This is a genomic window from Streptomyces sp. NPDC058289, assembly GCF_042880975.1.
Taxonomy (GTDB): Bacteria; Actinomycetota; Actinomycetes; order Streptomycetales; family Streptomycetaceae; genus Streptomyces; species Streptomyces stoeckheimensis.
Map to the genome: position 1 here is coordinate 31429 of NZ_JBHVYI010000069.1, position 17586 is coordinate 49014.

The 17586-nt window shown below is 72.2% G+C and carries 19 protein-coding genes; 14 read left to right on the plus strand and 5 right to left on the minus strand.

From position 1 onward, the window contains the following. Positions 1–24: 24 nt before the first annotated feature. From ACFVX6_RS29235 to ACFVX6_RS29270, 8 genes are all read left to right on the plus strand, one after another. A complete protein-coding gene (locus ACFVX6_RS29235; RefSeq protein WP_389696443.1) occupies positions 25–948 on the plus strand; it encodes an ABC transporter permease in 924 nt (307 codons plus the stop codon). Continuing rightward, positions 941–1948: an ABC transporter permease gene (locus ACFVX6_RS29240; protein WP_389696445.1), complete on the plus strand. Its 1008-nt coding sequence runs from the start codon at positions 941–943 to the stop codon at positions 1946–1948. The genes ACFVX6_RS29235 and ACFVX6_RS29240 overlap by 8 nt, the downstream gene beginning before the upstream one ends. Before the next feature lie 12 nt (positions 1949–1960). Further along, entirely contained in the window at positions 1961–2935 is a 975-nt protein-coding gene (locus ACFVX6_RS29245; RefSeq protein ID WP_389696447.1) for an ABC transporter ATP-binding protein, read from the plus strand. Next, entirely contained in the window at positions 2928–4025 is a 1098-nt protein-coding gene (locus tag ACFVX6_RS29250) for an ABC transporter ATP-binding protein (RefSeq protein ID WP_389696449.1), read from the plus strand. The genes ACFVX6_RS29245 and ACFVX6_RS29250 overlap by 8 nt, the downstream gene beginning before the upstream one ends. Before the next feature lie 356 nt (positions 4026–4381). Beyond that, a complete protein-coding gene (locus tag ACFVX6_RS29255; RefSeq protein ID WP_250741735.1) occupies positions 4382–4576 on the plus strand; it encodes a hypothetical protein in 195 nt (64 codons plus the stop codon). A 57-nt stretch (positions 4577–4633) separates the two neighbouring features. Then, entirely contained in the window at positions 4634–5542 is a 909-nt protein-coding gene (gene mshB / locus ACFVX6_RS29260) for an N-acetyl-1-D-myo-inositol-2-amino-2-deoxy-alpha-D-glucopyranoside deacetylase (RefSeq protein WP_389696451.1), read from the plus strand. Next, positions 5539–5922, plus strand: coding sequence for a DUF6113 family protein (locus ACFVX6_RS29265; RefSeq protein WP_389696453.1), 384 nt, complete (start codon positions 5539–5541; stop codon positions 5920–5922). The genes mshB and ACFVX6_RS29265 overlap by 4 nt, the downstream gene beginning before the upstream one ends. A gap of 390 nt (positions 5923–6312) precedes the next feature. Then, positions 6313–8349 carry a hypothetical protein gene (locus tag ACFVX6_RS29270; RefSeq protein WP_389696455.1) on the plus strand — a complete coding sequence of 679 codons (2037 nt, stop codon included), beginning with the start codon at positions 6313–6315 and terminating at the stop codon, positions 8347–8349. Positions 8350–8560: 211 nt separating this feature from the next. Here the strand turns inward: ACFVX6_RS29270 and ACFVX6_RS29275 are convergent, their stop codons facing one another. After that, the gene (locus tag ACFVX6_RS29275; RefSeq protein WP_389696457.1) at positions 8561–9352 is read right to left on the minus strand and encodes a tetratricopeptide repeat protein; all 792 of its coding nucleotides are present in this window, start codon (positions 9350–9352) and stop codon (positions 8561–8563) included. Next, positions 9349–10341 (minus strand): GNAT family N-acetyltransferase, encoded by a 993-nt coding sequence (locus ACFVX6_RS29280; RefSeq protein ID WP_389696459.1) that lies wholly within the window; start codon positions 10339–10341, stop codon positions 9349–9351. Before ACFVX6_RS29280 ends, ACFVX6_RS29275 begins: the two co-directional genes overlap by 4 nt. 117 nt (positions 10342–10458) lie before the next feature. Here ACFVX6_RS29280 and fdxA point away from each other — a divergent pair, with 117 nt between their 5' ends. Then, positions 10459–10788, plus strand: a complete 330-nt coding sequence (gene fdxA / locus ACFVX6_RS29285) for a ferredoxin (RefSeq protein WP_030868357.1) — start codon at positions 10459–10461, stop codon at positions 10786–10788. Between the two features lie 121 nt (positions 10789–10909). Beyond that, positions 10910–12010, plus strand: a complete 1101-nt coding sequence (gene dapC, locus ACFVX6_RS29290) for a succinyldiaminopimelate transaminase (protein ID WP_389696461.1) — start codon at positions 10910–10912, stop codon at positions 12008–12010. An 84-nt stretch (positions 12011–12094) separates the two neighbouring features. Here dapC and ACFVX6_RS29295 read toward each other — a convergent pair whose 3' ends face one another. Together ACFVX6_RS29295 and ACFVX6_RS29300 are read right to left on the minus strand one after the other, a co-directional pair. After that, positions 12095–12430, minus strand: a complete 336-nt coding sequence (locus ACFVX6_RS29295) for an ATP-binding protein (RefSeq protein WP_389696463.1) — start codon at positions 12428–12430, stop codon at positions 12095–12097. 228 nt (positions 12431–12658) lie between these two features. Next, on the minus strand, positions 12659–13645 hold the full coding sequence (locus tag ACFVX6_RS29300; protein WP_389696481.1) for a hypothetical protein: 987 nt from the start codon (positions 13643–13645) through the stop codon (positions 12659–12661). Positions 13646–13723: 78 nt separating this feature from the next. Between ACFVX6_RS29300 and dapE the strand changes: the two genes are divergently transcribed. Then, entirely contained in the window at positions 13724–14803 is a 1080-nt protein-coding gene (gene dapE / locus ACFVX6_RS29305; protein ID WP_389696465.1) for a succinyl-diaminopimelate desuccinylase, read from the plus strand. A gap of 64 nt (positions 14804–14867) precedes the next feature. Then, entirely contained in the window at positions 14868–15626 is a 759-nt protein-coding gene (locus ACFVX6_RS29310) for a TIGR00730 family Rossman fold protein (protein WP_389696467.1), read from the plus strand. 16 nt (positions 15627–15642) lie between these two features. On the opposite strand, the gene folP is transcribed toward ACFVX6_RS29310, so the two are convergent. Continuing rightward, a complete protein-coding gene (folP, locus tag ACFVX6_RS29315; protein ID WP_383944796.1) occupies positions 15643–16503 on the minus strand; it encodes a dihydropteroate synthase in 861 nt (286 codons plus the stop codon). A 76-nt stretch (positions 16504–16579) separates the two neighbouring features. Between folP and ACFVX6_RS29320 the strand changes: the two genes are divergently transcribed. Together ACFVX6_RS29320 and ACFVX6_RS29325 are read left to right on the plus strand one after the other, a co-directional pair. Continuing rightward, complete coding sequence (locus tag ACFVX6_RS29320; protein WP_389696469.1) at positions 16580–16933, plus strand: DivIVA domain-containing protein; 354 nt, start codon at positions 16580–16582, stop codon at positions 16931–16933. 29 nt (positions 16934–16962) lie between these two features. Beyond that, positions 16963–17505: a DNA-3-methyladenine glycosylase I gene (locus tag ACFVX6_RS29325; RefSeq protein ID WP_389696483.1), complete on the plus strand. Its 543-nt coding sequence runs from the start codon at positions 16963–16965 to the stop codon at positions 17503–17505. Positions 17506–17586 lie beyond the last annotated feature (81 nt).

Genomic DNA, 17586 nt, shown 5'->3' on the forward strand with positions numbered 1-17586 from the left:
CGCGGATCGAACCTGGAGCAGTCCATGGGACGTTATGTGATCCGGCGACTGCTCCAGATGATCCCCGTGTTCATCGGCAGCACGTTCCTGATCTTCTTCATGGTGTACGCCCTCGGTGACCCGGTCGCCGCCCTCTTCGGCGACAAGGCCCCGGACCCCGCCACCGCCGCGCGCATCCGCAAGGACCTCTACCTCGACCAGCCCCTGTGGAAGCAGTACCTGCACTACATGGGCCAGATCTTCCAAGGCGACTTCGGCACCGCCTTCAACGGCCAGAAGGTCACCGAACTCATGGCCTCGGCCTTCCCGGTGACCCTGCGCCTGACCATCGTCGCGATCGCCATCGAGATCGTCGTCGGCATCACCCTCGGCGTGATCAGCGGCCTCAAGCGCGGCAAGTCCATCGACAGCAGCGTGCTGGTCCTCACCCTCGTGGTGATCTCGGTGCCCACCTTCGTGACGGGCTACCTGCTCCAGTTCCTCTTCGGCGTCAAATGGGGCTGGGTACGGCCCACCGTCTCCCCGGACGCCCCCTTCAACGAGCTGATCCTGCCCGGCATCGTGCTCGCGCTGGTCTCCCTCGCCTACGTCACCCGGCTCACCCGGACCTCCATCGCCGAGAACGTCAAGGCCGACTACGTCCGCACCGCCGTGGCCAAGGGCCTGCCCCGGCGCCGGGTCGTCACCCGCCACCTGCTGCGCAACTCGCTGATCCCCGTGGTCACCTTCATCGGCACCGACATCGGCGCCCTGATGGGCGGAGCCATCGTCACCGAGCGGATCTTCAACATCCACGGGGTCGGCTACCAGCTCTACCAGGGCATCCTGCGCAACAACTCCCCGACGGTGGTCGGCTTCGTGACCATCCTCGTGATCGTCTTCCTGCTGGCGAACCTGCTCGTCGACCTGCTCTACGCGGTCCTGGACCCGAGGATCCGTTATGCCTGAGCCCGACCCCGAGCGCGCCGGCTACGATCCGCTGGGACCCGGCCCCCACGAGTCCATCGCCCCCACCGGCCAGGGGGGCGCCATGGATCTCGCCCTGGAAGAGGGGGAGTCGCTGGAGAAGGAGCTCGGGGGAGCCCCCGCAGGCCCGCAGGCGAAGGCCCGCTCGCTGTGGTCCGACGCCTGGCACCAACTGCGCCGCAACCCCGTCTTCCTCGTCTCCACCCTGCTGATCCTCTTCCTCGTGGTCATCTCCATCTGGCCCCAGCTCATCGCGAGCGGCGACCCGCTCCAGTGCGACCTGTCCAAATCGCAGCAGGGCTCCTCCCCGGGCCACCCCTTCGGCTACGACACCCAGGGCTGCGACGTGTACACCCGCACCGTCTACGGGGCCCGCGCCTCCATCACCGTGGGCATCTGCGCCACCCTCGGCGCGGCCCTCCTCGGCTCCGCGCTCGGCGGGCTCGCCGGGTTCTTCGGCGGCTGGGGCGACGCCCTGCTCTCCCGGGTCGCCGACATCTTCTTCGGCATCCCCGTGGTCCTCGGCGGCCTGGTCTTCCTGTCCGTGGTCACCAGCACCACCGTCTGGCCCGTCGTCGGCTTCATCGTGCTGCTCGGCTGGCCCCAACTGGCCCGCATCGCCCGCGGCTCGGTCATCACCGCCAAACAGAACGACTACGTCCAGGCCGCGCGGGCACTCGGCGCCGGCAACGGCCGGATGCTGCTGCGGCACGTGGCGCCCAACGCCATCGCACCCGTCATCGTGGTCGCCACCATTGCGCTCGGCACCTACATCGCCCTGGAAGCCACCCTGTCCTTCCTCGGCGTCGGCCTGCGCCCGCCGACGGTCTCCTGGGGCATCGACATCTCCAACGCCGCCTCCCAGATCCGCAACGCCCCGCACATGCTGCTCTACCCGGCGGGCGCGCTCAGCGTGACCGTGCTCGCGTTCATCATGCTCGGCGACGCGGTGCGCGACGCCCTCGACCCCAAGCTGCGCTGAGGAGCCCCGCACATGCTGCTCGAAGTGCGCGATCTGCACGTGGAATTCAAGACGCAGGACGGAGTCGCCAAGGCCGTCAACGGGGTCAACTACTCCGTGGCCGAAGGCGAGACCCTCGCCGTGCTCGGCGAGTCCGGCTCCGGCAAGTCGGTCACCGCCCAGGCCGTCATGGGCATCCTCGACATGCCCCCGGGCCGCATCGCGGGCGGCGAGATCCTCTTCAAGGGCCGGGACCTGCTGAAGATGAAGGAGGAGGAGCGCAGGAAGATCCGCGGCGCCGAGATGGCCATGATCTTCCAGGACGCCCTGTCCTCCCTCAACCCGGTCCTGAGCGTCGGCGCGCAGCTCGGCGAGATGTACGAGGTCCACCGCGGGATGTCCCGCAAGGACGCCCGGGCCAAGGCCGTCGAGCTGATGGACCGGGTGAAGATCCCGGCGGCGCGGGAGCGGGTGGGGGACTATCCGCACCAGTTCTCCGGGGGCATGCGCCAGCGCATCATGATCGCCATGGCGATGGCCCTGGAACCCTCGCTCATCATCGCGGACGAGCCGACCACGGCCCTGGACGTCACCGTGCAGGCCCAGGTCATGGACCTGCTCGCGGAGCTCCAGCGCGAGCTGAACATGGGCCTGATCCTGATCACCCACGACCTCGGCGTCGTCGCCGACGTCGCCGACAAGATCGCGGTCATGTACGCCGGCCGGATCGTCGAGGCGGCCCCCGTCCACGAGATCTACAAGAACCCCGCGCACCCGTACACCCGCGGCCTGCTGGACTCCATCCCGCGGCTGGACCAGAAGGGCCAGGAGCTCTACGCCATCAAGGGTCTGCCGCCCAACCTGCTCGCCATCCCGCCCGGCTGCGCCTTCAACCCGCGCTGCCCGATGGCCCGGGCCGTCTGCCGCACCGACGTACCGCCGCTGGCCGAGGTCGGACCGGACCGCGCCAGTGCGTGCTTCTTCTGGAAGGAGTGCCTCGGTGGCTGAGTCCATCCTCGTGGTGGAGGATCTGGTGAAGCACTACCCGCTGACCCAGGGCGTCCTCTTCAAGAAGCAGGTCGGCGCCGTGAAGGCCGTCGACGGCGTCTCCTTCGACCTGCGGGCCGGCGAAACCCTCGGCATCGTCGGGGAGTCGGGCTGCGGCAAGTCCACCGTCGCCAAGATGCTGGTCAACCTCGAACGGCCGACGGCGGGCTCGATCACGTACAAGGGCGAGGACCTCGCCAAGCTGTCCGGCCGCGCCCTGAAGGCCGTGCGCCGCAACATCCAGATGGTGTTCCAGGACCCCTACACCTCGCTGAACCCGCGCATGACCGTCGGCGACATCATCGGCGAGCCCTACGAGATCCACCCCGAGGTCGCCCCCAAGGGCGACCGCCGCCGCAAGGTCCAGGAGCTCCTGGACGTGGTCGGACTCAACCCGGAGTACATCAACCGGTACCCGCACCAGTTCTCCGGCGGCCAGCGCCAGCGCATCGGCATCGCCCGCGGCCTCGCCCTCCAGCCCGAGATCATCGTCGCCGACGAGCCCGTCTCCGCCCTCGACGTTTCCGTCCAGGCCCAGGTGGTCAACCTCCTGGAGCGCCTCCAGGACGAGTTCAACCTCTCCTACGTGTTCATCGCGCACGACCTCTCGATCGTCCGCCACATCTCCGACCGGGTCGGCGTCATGTACCTGGGCCGGATCGTCGAGATCGGCACCGACACCCAGATCTACGACCACCCCACCCACCCGTACACCCAGGCGCTGCTCTCCGCCGTTCCGGTTCCCGACCCGGAGGCCCGCGCGGGCCGCGACCGGATCATCCTCTCCGGCGACGTGCCCTCCCCGGCCAACCCGCCCTCGGGCTGCCGCTTCCGCACCCGCTGCTGGAAGGCCGAGGCGCGCTGCGCGTCGGAGGTCCCGCTCCTGGAGATCCCGGCCTTCCTCCCGGGCGGCCCGACGGCCCACCCCTCGGCGTGCCATTTCGCATCCGAGCGGGCCGTCCTTCCGCCGGGACCGCCGTCGGGACCGCAGCCGGGACCGCAGCCGGGACCGCCATCGGGATCGCCGTCGGGACCGCCGACCAAGGAGTGAGCCACGGGCCCCGGTACCGCTCATTTCTCGCCACAGCTGTGAACGGCGCCCGGTCGACCGGCAACTCGGTTTACATGCAGGCAACTTGACCGTTTCTGTCCCGAGATCTGGGCCGGGCAGCCTGATCCCGTGCGGCCGTGCGGGTGCCGACAGCCGGCCGGGGAGGCGTACAGCTTCCCCGGCCGGCACTCCTGTGACCCCGGACGTGCGCGGCATGCGCCCCTCGTGCTGCCGGAATCGATCGATGTCGGGGTACGGATAGTTATGATCCGTAGCGCACGGTGGGTATGACTCTGCCGAGCACCGAGTTGCGAGTACGCGAACCCGATGTCCGCTCGACGTGGAGGTGAAACGCCGTGGCACTATCGATCTCGGCCGTGGTGCTGCTGGCAGTCGTCGTCTTCCTGCTGGTCCGGCGATCGGGCCTGAAGGCGGGTCACGCAGTGGTCTGTGTACTGCTCGGCTTCTATCTGGCGAGCTCGACCGTGGCTCCGACGCTCTCTCAGCTGACCAACAACGTGGCGAGCATGATCAGCGGCCTCAAGTTCTAGGCGCTGCAGGGGTCGCCGTGTGGGGTTCCGGGTGGCGGGTCCTCGTAGGCTGGTGCCATGAACGGTCTTCCCGCCCGTCGGCTCCTGCTCGTGCACGCGCACCCGGACGACGAGTCGATCAACAACGGCGTCACCATGGCCAAGTACGCGGCCGAGGGCGTCCATGTCGCGTTGGTGACCTGCACCCTCGGCGAGGAGGGTGAGGTCATCCCGCCCGACCTCGCCCACCTGACGGCCGACCGCGAGGACTCCCTCGGCGCCCACCGCATCGGCGAGCTCGCCGAGGCCATGCGGGAACTGGGCGTCGCCGACCACCGGTTCCTCGGCGGCCCCGGCCGCTTCCGGGACTCCGGGATGATGGGCGCCGAACAGAACCACCGGCCCGGCGCCTTCTGGTCCGCCGACGTGGACGAGGCGGCGGGGTACCTCGTAGAGGTGATCCGCGAACTGCGCCCCCAGGTCCTCGTCACCTACGACCCGGACGGCGGCTACGGCCACCCCGACCACATCCAGGCCCACCGCGTCGCCACCCGCGCCGCCGAACTGGCCGCGGAACCCGCGTACCGCCGGGACCTCGGCGCACCGCACGCCATCGAGAAGCTCTACTGGAACCGCGTCCCGCGCACGGTCGTCGAGGAGGGCTTCGCCCGGCTGCACGAGGCCGGGAGCGAGGTGCCCTTCCCGGCGCCGGCCACGCCGGACGACGTGCCGGGCGTGGTGGCCGACGAGCGGATCACCGCCGAGATCGGCGGGGACGAGGCCGCCGAGCAGGCGTTCGTGGCCGCCAAGACCGCCGCGATGCGCGCCCATGCCACCCAGATCGCGGTGGACGGGCCCTTCTTCGCGCTCTCCAACGACCTGGCGCAGCCGCTGTTCACCCACGAGTACTACGAGCTGGCCGTGGGCAGGCCGGGCGTCCCGGCGGGCGAGCGCGAGCGCGACCTCTTCGCGGGGGTGCGGGCATGACCGGCGCGTGGAACGCGGGGCGGATCGGCGCCCTGCTGGGCCTGTTGGTGGCAGGGGTGCTGGTCGGCGTCGCCGGCTGGCTCGTCGTCGACCTGTGGTTCCCGGGCGGACTGGCGCTGGCGCTCCTCGCGCTCTTCGGCCTGTTCCTCGGTGGCCGGATCGCCCTGGGCACCGGCATCGGAGTCGGAGCGGCCACGGGTGGCTGGTTCCTCTCCTACGTGATCCTCGGCGTGCCCCGGCCGGAGGGGGACTTCCTGCTCGGTTCGTCCGGAATCGGCATGTACGTCTACCTTTTGGGTGGAGTGGTGCTTGCTGTGATGTGCGCCACGATGAACCTCCCGGAGGACCGGCCGCTTTCGGCCGCCAGGAACGCCAAGTGACGCGGCGTCGGACGCGCGCGACGCCTTGACGAGCGGCTCGGCCGCTGCGTCCACGGACCTCCGGAGGCCGGGCGACAGGTGCTCAGGAGGGGTGCGGAGGGGGCGCGCAGGAGGTCAAGGGGAACCCTTCGTTCCCGGCGGCCGGGTGCGCGCGGGCGGTGGCCAGTATGGTGGACCGGCCGCCGAGCTGCCCGCGCACGCTATGACGGGCGGCGGAGCCGATCGGGAGAACCTGCTTTGAGTCGTGATACTGACAGTCCGTCCCCCGGGCCCAACGGGCCCGGCGGAGCCGCCCACCCCTCGGGTGCGGCTCCGTACGGATCAGGCCAGTATCCGACCACGGCAGTGCCCCCCCGTCCGGGCGCGGCGACCATTCCGGAGGAGAGTTCAGTGACCGCACCGCCCGCGAAGCCGTCCACGCCCGATTCCGACGGGCCGAAGACGGAGACCCAGCTGACGACCCGGATCCGGATCAACATCCCGGGTTCGCGGCCGATTCCGCCCGTGGTCGTACGTCAGACCATGCCCGAAGCCGAAGCCGAGGCCGGGCAGGCGCCCGAGCCCGTCGCCCCGCCGGCCGCGCCGGAGCCGGGTCCGGGCGAGGGCATGCCCAGCAACTGGTTCGCCCCGCGCAAGGCGGGCTCCCCGCCCGCCCCGGGGCAGGCCCCGGCTCCGGCCCCGGGACGCGGACCGGCTCCGGCTCCGGCCGGCGGCCCCCGCTTCGACGGGCCCCCGCAGCAGGGCTTCGCCCAGGGCCCGGCAGGGCCGCGCCCTGGCGCGCCGATGGGCCCCGGCCCTGGCGCGCCGATGGGTCCCGGCCCCGGTGCACCCATGGGTCCCGGCCAGGGTGCTCCGATGGGTCCCGGCCCCGGTGCACCTATGGGCCCCGGCCCCGGTGCACCTATTGGTCCCGGCCAGGGTGCTCCGATGGGTCCCGGCCGCGGTGGTCCCGGCCCCGCCCCGGCCCAGGCCGGCGGCCCGCGCTTCGACGGGCCCCCGCAGCAGGGCTTCGCCCAGGGCCCGCCAGGGCCGCGCCCCGGTGCGCCGATGGGCCCCGGCCCCGGCGGCCCCGGCGTCGGCACCGGGCCGGGCGCCGGTTACCCCGCGCCGCCCGCCGGACCCGGTGGTCCCCGTACGGGCGGCCCCGCGGGCCCCACGCAGGGCCCCGGTCCCGCCGGACCGCCCGCGCCGCAGCCCGGCCCCGGAGCCGGAGTCGACTACGGCTCCGGCCCCACCACCGGTCCCGTCGCCAAGGCCCTGATCGCCCCGGTCCCGCCCGCCCCCGCATGGCCCGGCAGCGGCCGCGGCCCCGACGGACCGACCGGCGGGCCCGCGCTGGGCTCCGTACCGGTCGGCGGGACGCAGGAGCCGAGCTGGCCCGGCCCCGAGCTGGACGCCGCCGGATACCCGCAGCCCGCGCCCACCCCGGCGCCCGCGAACAAGGCCAAGCCCAAGGCAACCGCGCCCGCCCCGGCCCGGCCCGCCAAGAAGGGCCGCAACAAGGTGGTCCTCCTCGGCGGAGCCCTCTTCGTGCTGGGCGGCGTGGCCTACGGAGCCGGCCTGCTCCTCAACCACTCCGACGTCCCCAAGGGCACCACCGTCATGGGCGTCGACATCAGCGGCAGCCGCGACGAGGCCGTCGCCAAGCTCCAGACGTCCTTCGGCAACCGCGCCGCCGCCCCGCTCCAGCTCACCGTCGGCGGCAAGACGGTCGAGCTGAAGCCCGAAAAGGCCGGCCTGAGCCTGGACAGCCAGACCACCGTCCGCAACGCGGCGGGCAGCGACTACAACCCCGTCACGGTCATCGGCTCGCTCTTCGGCAGCGAGCGCAAGGCCGAGGCCGTCCTGCCCACCGACGACGAGAAGCTGCGGGTCGCCCTCCAGGAGCTGGCCGGCACCGCCGGTTCCGCCACCGAGGGCACCATCACCTTCGACACCGGCAAGGCCGTCGCCGTCCCCGGCAAGCCCGGCTCCACGCTCGACGTGGACGGCTCCGTCAGCCTGGTCACCAAGGCCTTCCACGACATGGTCGCCACCGGCCAGGCCGCCCCGGTCGCCCTCCCGGTCGCCACCAAGGACCCGGTCGTCGACCAGTCCGAACTGGACCGTGCCATGAAGGACTTCGCGCAGCCCGCGATGTCGGCGTCGGTCCTCGTCAAGGCGGGCACCAAGTCCATCCCGCTGGGCGCCAAGTCCCTGCCGAAGATCCTGAGCATGCAGGTCGTCGACGGCCACCTCGTCGAGAAGTACGACCTGGAAGCCCTCAAGACGGCCTACGGGAACACCTTCGACGGCGTCCTCATCATGCGCGGCACCGGCGAGAAGACCGCCGTCACCCCGCAGGACGTCGCCGGAGTCCTCGGCAAGGCCCTGCGCGGCAAGACGACCGCCGAGCGCACCGCGGTCATCCCCACCAACCCGAGCTGACCACGACCCTGACGGCGGAGCCCCTCCCCGAACCCGGGGGAGGGGCTCCGCCGTCACATCAGCCAAATTCAGCCCCGCCGGCGTTTGAGGTGCGGGGTCCGGGGCGGAGCCCCGGGGAACGGCGGAAGGGCGGGTAGGGGACCTGGCCCCGCGCAGCGGCAAGGGGCGCCGCGGGGACTCAGCCCCGCGCAGCGGAACACCCGCAGCCGGGCTAGTTCAGCAGCGCCCGCGCGGCCATCGCCTCCGCGCGAATCCGCACGGCGGACGGCGGATCGATCACGTCCACGACCACCGCGTAGGACTCCATCTCCGCCGCCCCCGCCGCGAACTCCCCCCGCTCCACCAGCAGCTTCGCCCGCTCGTACCGCAACGCCGCAGGATGCGAAGGCAGCAGCAGCGCCAGGTCCAGCGCCCACAGCGCCACCCCCGAGTGCTCGGGCCGCGACGAGGCCCACGCCCGGATGTTGTTCAGGATCCGCAGGACGATGTCCATCGTGCGCGCCGCGGTCCGCGGCCCCGCCGCCAGCTCCGCCGGACCCGCGCCCAGCGAGGCGCCCCCCGCGAAGGGGTCGACGACCACGCCCTCCTCCGGATCCCCGAAGCCCACCACGAAGTGCCCCGGCAGGGCCAGCCCGTACACCGGAGCCCCGGCCCGCCGGGCCACCTCCAGCCAGACCACGGACAGCAGGATGGGCAGTCCCCGGCGCCGCCGCAGCACCTCGTGCAGCAGCGAGGACGAGAGCTTGTCGTAGTCGGCCGGCGTGCCGTGGAAGCCCAGCCGCCCGCCCAGCAGTTCACTCACCGCCGAAGCCCACGCACGCGCGCCCCGCAGCCCGTACGGCAGCATCCCCGCCAGCCGGTCCAGCTCGATCTGCGCCCAGTCCATGGCCCGTTCGTCGAGCTCCGGGTCCCCCTCCGCCGCCAGCAGCAGACACAGCGCGGCCAGGTCGGGCCGCTCCGCCCGCGCCTCGGCGGCGAACCGCTCCCGCCAGGGCGAGGTCACACCGCCGCCCGGCGGTAGTGGTGGTAGGAGTGGTGCGTCCCGAAGCCCATCCCCTCGTACAGCGCCCGCGCCCCGGCGTTGTCGCTCTCCACCTGGAGCCAGGCCGCCGACGCGCCCTCCTCCAGCGCGCGCCGCGCCAGCGCCGCCATCACGGCCGAGGCGAGGCCGCGCCGCCGGTGCACCGGGTCGACCTCGACGGCACCGAACCCGGCCCAGCGGCCGTCGACCACGAGCCGCCCGATCGCCTGGCCGGGCACCGCCGCGAACCACACCGACGGCCCCGCCACCAGCACCCGGCGTGCGGTCCCGGGATCCTTCACCCGCCCGTAGCGGGAGAGCCAGTCCTCGTCCGGAGTACGGGTCAGCCGTACGCCCGCGACCACGGCATCGTCCACGTCCAGGTCGCCCACCGCCGCCAGCCCGCCGACCTGCACCAGCGCCGACACCTCGCGGACCCAGCCCCGGTCCTCCAGCTCCGCGCACAGCAGCTCCTGCGTGCCCGCGGCCCCCGTGGCGGTCTGGACGTAGGCCGGAAGATCCCTCCGCGCGTACCAGGAGGTCACCCGCGCGAGTGCATCGTCCAGCGGGGCACCGGGATCGCCGAGCGGCAGCACGGAGTTGGCCCGGCGGGTGAATCCGCCGGACGCGCGCAGCGTCCACTCGCCCAGCGGCTCGCTCTCCAGCGGCACCCAGGACCGTGCGCAGACCCGCGCGAGCTCCTCGAAGGAGGCCGCGGGACCCCTGCGGCGGGCCGGAGCGGCCGGTACGACCTTGCCCGCCACCAGCAAGGATTCCGCGATGCGGACCGACTCACCGGTCTTTCGTGTGATCGTCACCACACCCGCGTTCCAGGATGTGAGAACCCCTACGGTGTCCGTGAAAGAGGGGCTCCCGGTCGAGCCGCGCTCCACCTGTCGCACAGAGACACGTTTACCCACGTCAGCGGGTGTAATCCGGATCTCCAGCCGTCCACCGGCAGTGATTTCCACAGCTCTGTCCGCCCCTCCTGTTCGGATCGTGCCCGGGAACGGAGATACTAGAGGCGGGCATCGACGACGCCGCGCTCCCGCGCGATATGGAAAGCCCTTATGAGGAGGAACGAGAGCGTGACCTACGTCATCGCGGAGCCTTGTGTCGACGTCAAGGACAAGGCATGCATCGAAGAGTGCCCCGTCGACTGCATCTACGAGGGCCAGCGGTCCTTGTACATCCACCCGGACGAGTGCGTCGACTGTGGTGCGTGTGAGCCGGTCTGCCCGGTCGAGGCCATCTTCTACGAGGACGACACTCCGGAGGAGTGGAAGGACTACTACAAGGCGAACGTCGAGTTCTTCGACGAGCTCGGTTCGCCCGGTGGTGCTTCCAAGCTCGGCCTGATCGAGCGCGACCACCCCTTCATCGCAGCGCTTCCGGCGGACATCAACCCGAGCCACTGACGGTCGGGTACCGCCCCACGCGCGTCCCTCGGTCCCGTACGGCTCACAGCCGCACGGGACCGAGGTGTTTGTACGACAAAACCCTGGAAAGCACGGAACACCCGGAAAGCGAGAGCACCACGTGGCCGCAGTCTCAGCCCGTCTCCCCGTCTTCCCCTGGGACAAGCTGGAGCCGTACAAGGCGACGGCGGCGGCCCACCCGGACGGGATCGTCGACCTCTCCGTCGGCACCCCCGTCGACCCGGTGCCGGAGCTGATCCAGCGCGCCCTGATCGAGGCCGCGGACTCCCCGGGCTACCCCGCGGTGTGGGGCACCCCCGCCCTGCGCGACGCGATCACCGGCTGGGTGCGCAGCCGCCTCGGCGCGAGCGCCGCCGGGCACCGCAACGTCCTGCCGGTCGTCGGCTCCAAGGAACTGGTGGCCTGGCTGCCCACCCAGCTGGGCCTGGGCGCCGGGGACCAGGTCGCGTACCCCCGGCTGGCCTACCCGACGTACGAGGTCGGCGCGCGGCTGTGCGGCGCCGAGCCGGTGGTCTACGACGACCCCACCACCGATCTCGACCCGGCCCGCGTGAAGCTGCTGTGGCTCAACTCCCCGTCCAACCCCACCGGCAAGGTCCTCCCCAAGGAGGAGCTCGTACGGATCGTGGCTTGGGCGCGCGAGCACGGAATCCTGATCTTCAGCGACGAGTGCTACCTGGAACTGGGCTGGGAAGCCGAGCCCGTCTCCGTCCTGGACGACGAGGTCTGCGGCGGCTCGTACGAGGGCATCGTCGCCGTCCACTCGCTCTCCAAGCGGTCCAACCTGGCCGGCTACCGGGCGGCCTTCATCGCCGGTGACGCCGAAGTCCTGGGCGAGCTGCTCCAGATCCGCAAGCACGGCGGCATGATGACCCCGGCCCCCGTGCAGGCGGCCACGGTGGCGGCCCTCGGCGACGACGTACACGTCGAGGAGCAGCGGGTGCGCTACGCGGACCGCCGCGCGGCCCTGCGAGCGGCCCTGGAGGCGCACGGCTTCCGGGTCGAGCACAGCGAGGCCAGCCTGTACCTGTGGGTGACCCGGGACGAGCCCTGCTGGGACACGGTCGCCCACCTGGCCGAGCTCGGCGTCCTGGTCGCGCCGGGCGACTTCTACGGCGAGGCGGGCGCGCACTTCGTCCGCGTCGCCTTCACGGCCACGGACGAGCGCGTCGCGGCGGCGGTCAAGCGGCTGGCGCCCTAGGGCCTGTCGACCCAGCCGCAGGACAGCCCGAGGGGCCCGGGAGTTCGTGCTCCCGGGCCCCTCGGCGTTTCAAGGCGGCGGCTGCTAGCCGAGGCCGGGCAGCCCGGCCGGGAGGCCGCCGGGGAGGCCGCCGCCCGGCAGCCCGCCACCGGCGAGCGGGAGCCCGGCAAGCAGGCTGCCCGCGGCGCCGGTCACCTCGTCGGCGGGCGCGGGCGCCGGCAGGGTCGAGGCGGGGACGACATCGGTCGCGGTGTCGCCCGCGGCGGCGACCGTCGCGTCCGGCGCGGTGAGCGCGCCCAGCTGCGGCACGGACTCCAGGCCCGCGGCGCTGGCCGCGCCGGCCGCACCGACCACGGGCGCTGCCCCGGCTGCGAGGAGCAGCGCGGCACGGGCGATCCGACGGGTCAGGGGGAGGGACATGTTGCTCCTAAGCGGTAGCGGCTGAGTACGTCGTGACAACCGCTCGGAGGGGGGCGCGAGTTGCGGAGCCGGTGGGTAAAGGATCAGTAACGGATCGTTTAATCGGCTTCCGGGCCGACCGCTCGGAACATGCGCCGACCTGCGGTTGCGTGCCCGCCGGGACCCCCGTGTCCGCCGTACGGGTCACCCCCGTACGGGGGACGGGTCGTACGCCTGTCCACCGGCGGTTCAGCCGCGCACGAAGATCCGTACCTGGCCCGGAGCCGCGGCGCCGGGATCCCCGGCGGCGTTGCCGGCACCCGCGGCGCCCCGCTCCCGCCAGCGGTCGCCGTCCTTGCCCGCCACCCATGACTTGGCGGTGTACGAGACCCGCGTGATCCCCAGCTCGCGGGAGCTGGCCACCGCCCACTGCGCGAGGACCTGCCCGGTCCGCGCCGCCGGTTCCCCGCCGCCGGGCTTCGCCACCAGGGTCACCTCGGACTCGGCGGCCGCCCCGGCACCGTCCCCGGCGCCGCCGCCCGCAGCCGCGGGCAGCGTGTACAGGGGGTTCTTGCCGAGCAGCCGGGTCAGCTGCGCCCGGACCTTCGCCGGATCGCCGGGCCCGGCGGGCGCGGGCCCGGTACAGGTCAGGTGGCCGGAGCCGGTGAAGGCCCCGGTCAGCACGGTGGCCTCCGGCTCGTGCTTCGCGTAGGCCTGCGGGAAACCGCTCAGCTGAACCTTTTGCGCCGCCACCGTCAGCGGGAGCCGCGAGTACCCCTTGATCTCGGCCAGCCGGTCGTAGAAGATCCCGGCCGAGTACACGGGATCCATGATCTGGTCCGGCGTGCCCCAGCCCTGCGAGGGCCGCTGCTGGAACAGGCCCAGCGAATCGCGGTCGCCGTGGTCCAGGTTGCGCAGGGCCGACTCCTGCATGGCGGTCGCCAGCGCGATGGTCACGGCCCGGTCGGGCATCCCCTTGGAGACCCCGACGGCGGCTATCGTCGCCGCGTTCGCCGCCTGCTCGGGGGACATCTCGTCGAACTGGCCCGAGCCCTTGGCGCCGCTCTTCCCGTCGGCCGAAGCCGTGCAGTAGGGCACGCCGCCGTTGTCGTTCGACGCGCGCTGCACGACGAAGTACCCGGCCACCGCCACCAGCACCAGGAAGCCCGCGGCCCAACGGAGCGGGCGACGGCGGCGGCGAGGGCGGGGGAGATCGGTCTGCGGCACGCCGCCCACCGTACTTGAGCCATATGACGCGTCCATCGGCCGGACGGACAAGGCTTCGCCGCAGCCCGGGGCGTTAGGGTCAGCTCCATGTCCGAATCCGAGCTGGACCTCACCCTGGACGCCGCCGAGCTGACCGCCCGGCTCGTCGACATCCCCTCCGTGAGCGGCGACGAGAAGGTACTCGCCGACCTCGTGGAACACGCCTTGCGCGGCCTGCCGCACCTGACCGTGGACCGCTTCGGCAACAACGTGGTCGCGCGCACCCACCTGGGCCGCGCCGAACGCGTCGTACTCGCCGGGCACCTCGACACCGTGCCGATCGCCGACAACGTGCCCTCCCGCCTCGACGAGAACGACGTCCTGTGGGGATGCGGCACCACCGACATGAAGTCGGGCGTCGCCGTGCAGCTGCGCATCGCGGCCACGGTCCCCGAGCCCAACCGGGACCTCACCTTCGTCTTCTACGACCAGGAAGAGGTCGCCGCCGACCTCAACGGCCTCGGCAAGGTCGCCGAAGCCCACCCCGACTGGCTGACCGGCGATTTCGCCGTCCTCCTCGAACCCTCCAACGCCGAGGTCGAGGGCGGCTGCCAGGGCACCCTGCGCGTCCTGCTCCGCACCTCCGGCGAGCGCGCCCACTCCGCGCGCAGCTGGATGGGCTCCAACGCCATCCACACGGCGAGCCCGATCCTGGCCACGCTGGCGGCGTACGAGCCCCGCAAGCCGGTGATCGACGGCCTGGAGTACCACGAGGGCCTCAACGCGGTCCGCATCGACGGCGGCGTCGCCAACAACGTCATCCCCCACGCCTGCACGGTCACGGTCAACTTCCGCTTCGCCCCGGACCGGACCACGGACGAGGCGATCGCCCACGTCCGCGAGGTCTTCGCGGACTGCGACATCGACGAGTTCGTGATCGACGACCTCTCCCCGGGCGCCCTCCCCGGCCTCTCCCACCCGGCCGCCGCGGCCTTCATGGAGGCCGTCGGAGGACACGCCATGCCGAAGTTCGGCTGGACGGACGTCTCCCGCTTCAGCGCCCTGGGCGTCCCGGCGGTCAACTACGGCCCGGGAGACGCCCTCCTGGCCCACAAGGCCGACGAGCGCGTGGAAACGAAGGCGATCCTCCACTGCGAGGAACGACTCCGCGCCTGGCTGACCTCCTGAATTCCGCTTCTCGTCACCTTTGTGCGCCTAACCTGATCCAACGATCAGCAGGAGGGAGCACATCATGGGCAACCCTGAAGGGTCCGCTCGTCGTCGGCCCGAGGAGCAGCAGCTCGGGCCGGTGTTGAGGAGGCGGGGCCAGGTGCAGGCCGGCAGTACGACGGACCAGCGGCTGCTGGATTCGGCCGGGCCCTCCGAGTGGGTGCACACCGATCCGTGGCGGGTCCTGCGCATCCAGTCGGAGTTCATCGAGGGCTTCGGCACCCTGGCGGAGCTGCCGCCGGCGATCAGCGTGTTCGGCTCCGCCCGGACGCCGGCGGATTCGCCCGAGTACGAGGCGGGCGTGCGGATCGGCGGCGCGCTCGTGGAGGCCGGGTTCGCGGTGATCACGGGCGGCGGCCCGGGCGCGATGGAGGCGGCCAACAAGGGCGCGCGGGAGGCCAACGGCATCTCGGTGGGCCTGGGCATCGAGCTCCCCTTCGAGCAGGGGCTCAACCAGCACGTCGACCTCGGGCTGAACTTCCGCTACTTCTTCGTCCGCAAGACGATGTTCGTGAAGTACAGCCAGGGCTTCGTGGTCCTGCCGGGCGGGCTCGGCACCCTCGACGAGCTGTTCGAGGCCCTGACCCTGGTCCAGACGCAGAAGATCACCCGCTTCCCGATCGTGCTGTTCGGCACGGCGTACTGGAGCGGGCTGATCGACTGGCTGAAGGGCACGGTCATCGCCCAGGGCAAGGCCTCGGAGAAGGACCTCTACCTGTTCCACGTCACCGACGACGTGGACGAGGCGATCGCGCTCGTGACGAAGGAAGTCGCCAGGTAGGACCCGCCGCCGACCCCTATGCCAGCCCCCGGCGGGCGACCGCCGGGGGTCGGTGGCCCTGGATCGAGCGGACCATTTCCAGGATTTGCTTGGTTTCCGCGACTTCGTGGACGCGGTAGACCTGGGCGCCCAGCCAGGCCGAGACGGCCGTCGTGGCCAGGGTGCCCAGGAGGCGTTCCTTCACGGGCTTGTCGAGGGTCTCGCCGACGAAGTCCTTGTTGGAGAGGGAGACCAGGACCGGCCAGCCCGTCTCCGTCATCTCGGAGAGGCGCCGGGTGGCCTCCAGCGAGTGGCGGGTGTTCTTCCCGAAGTCGTGGCCCGGGTCGATCATGATCGACTCACGGGGTACGCCCAGGGCCGCCGCGCGCTCGGCCAGGCCGACCGTGACGCGGAGGATGTCGGCCATCACGTCCTCGTACTCGGTCCGGTGCGGCCGGGTCCGCGGCTCGACCCCGCCCGCGTGCGTGCAGACGATGCCCGCGCCGTGGCGCGCGGCGACCTCCGCGAGCTTCGGGTCGACGCCGCCCCACGCGTCGTTGAGCAGATCGGCCCCGGCCTCGCAGACGGCCTCGCCGACCTCGTGCCGCCACGTGTCGACGCTGATCACCACGTCGGGGTGGCGGCGGCGCACCTCGGCGACGAAGCCGACCGTGCGCCGGGCCTCCTCCGCCGCGTCCACGTGCTCGCCGGGACCGGCCTTCACCCCGCCGATGTCGATGATCGCGGCGCCCTCGGCCACCGCCTGCTCGACCCGGTCCAGGGCCGGCTCGTCCCGGAAGGTCGCTCCCTGGTCGTAGAAGGAGTCAGGGGTCCGGTTCACGATGGCCATGATCACCGGCTCGTGGTCGTCGAACTCGCGCCTGCCCAGTCGCAGCATCCTGCTCTTTCCTCCTTCGGCGACCCTCGCGCCTCGCCTGCGACCTTAACCTGGTGGCCGGAGTCTCTCAGGGGAGTTGATCGTGTTCGCGTTCTTGCTCATCGCGCTGGTCGTGGTCGTCGCGGGAGTCACCCTCGCGGTGGCCGGCGGGGGGTCCGAGGCCGTGCTGCCGGAGGCCGAGCCCGACCGGCTGTCCGACGCCCTGCCGGAGAACCGTCCCGTCGTACGGGCGGACATCGACGAGCTGCGCCTGCCGGTGGCCCCGCGCGGCTACCGGATGTCCGACGTGGACGACGTACTGGAGCGGCTGGCGGCGGAGCTGGCGGAGCGCGACGCACGGATCGCCGAGCTCACCGCCGCGGCCGCGCCCGCGTCCGCGGCCGGGCCCGTCGACGGCTCCGTGGACCTGACCAAGGCCGCCGAGCAGTGAGCGGAGTGCTCGCCGGCCCCGACGGGGGCATGCGGTGCCCTTGGGGGCTGGCCACCGAGGACTACATCGCGTACCACGACACGGAGTGGGGCCGTCCGGTCCACGGGGACGACGCGCTGTACGAGCGGCTGTGCCTGGAGGCCTTCCAGTCGGGGCTGTCTTGGCTGACGATCCTGCGCCGGCGCGAGGGGTTCCGGGCGGCCTTCGCGGGCTTCGAGATCGCCAAGGTGGCGGAGTTCGGGGCGGTGGACGTGGAACGGCTCCTCGCCGACGAGGGGATCATCCGGAACCGCGCCAAGATCGAGGCGACCCTCGCCAACGCCAAGACCCTGGCCGGGTGGGAGGCGGGGGAACTCGACACCCTGATCTGGTCCCACGCCCCGGCGCCCGGGCGGGCCCCGAAGAGCACCACCGAGATCCCGGCGGTCACCCCGGAGTCCACGGCCCTGGCCAAGGCCCTGAAGAAGGCGGGCATCCGCTTCGTGGGCCCCACGACGGCCTACGCCCTGATGCAGGCCTGCGGCCTGGTCAACGACCACCTGTCCCGCTGCGTGGCCCGCGACCTGACCTGACCCCGCCGGCCCCCGGACCCCCGTTCCTCAGACGCCGGAGGGGCTGGGTAGATCCAGCCACGCCGGCGTTTGAGGAACGGG

Bases quoted from the DNA above. Each gene is read 5' to 3' on its own strand.
- ACFVX6_RS29235 (WP_389696443.1), top strand. From the start codon at position 25: ATGGGACGTTATGTGATCCGGCGACTGCTCCAGATGATCCCCGTGTTC.
- ACFVX6_RS29240 (WP_389696445.1), top strand. From the start codon at position 941: ATGCCTGAGCCCGACCCCGAGCGCGCCGGCTACGATCCGCTGGGACCC.
- ACFVX6_RS29245 (WP_389696447.1), top strand. From the start codon at position 1,961: ATGCTGCTCGAAGTGCGCGATCTGCACGTGGAATTCAAGACGCAGGAC.
- mshB (WP_389696451.1), top strand. From the start codon at position 4,634: ATGAACGGTCTTCCCGCCCGTCGGCTCCTGCTCGTGCACGCGCACCCG.
- ACFVX6_RS29265 (WP_389696453.1), top strand. From the start codon at position 5,539: ATGACCGGCGCGTGGAACGCGGGGCGGATCGGCGCCCTGCTGGGCCTG.
- ACFVX6_RS29295 (WP_389696463.1), bottom strand. From the start codon at position 12,430: ATGTCCCTCCCCCTGACCCGTCGGATCGCCCGTGCCGCGCTGCTCCTC.
- dapE (WP_389696465.1), top strand. From the start codon at position 13,724: ATGTCCGAATCCGAGCTGGACCTCACCCTGGACGCCGCCGAGCTGACC.
- ACFVX6_RS29310 (WP_389696467.1), top strand. From the start codon at position 14,868: ATGGGCAACCCTGAAGGGTCCGCTCGTCGTCGGCCCGAGGAGCAGCAG.
- folP (WP_383944796.1), bottom strand. From the start codon at position 16,503: ATGCTGCGACTGGGCAGGCGCGAGTTCGACGACCACGAGCCGGTGATC.
- ACFVX6_RS29325 (WP_389696483.1), top strand. From the start codon at position 16,963: ATGCGGTGCCCTTGGGGGCTGGCCACCGAGGACTACATCGCGTACCAC.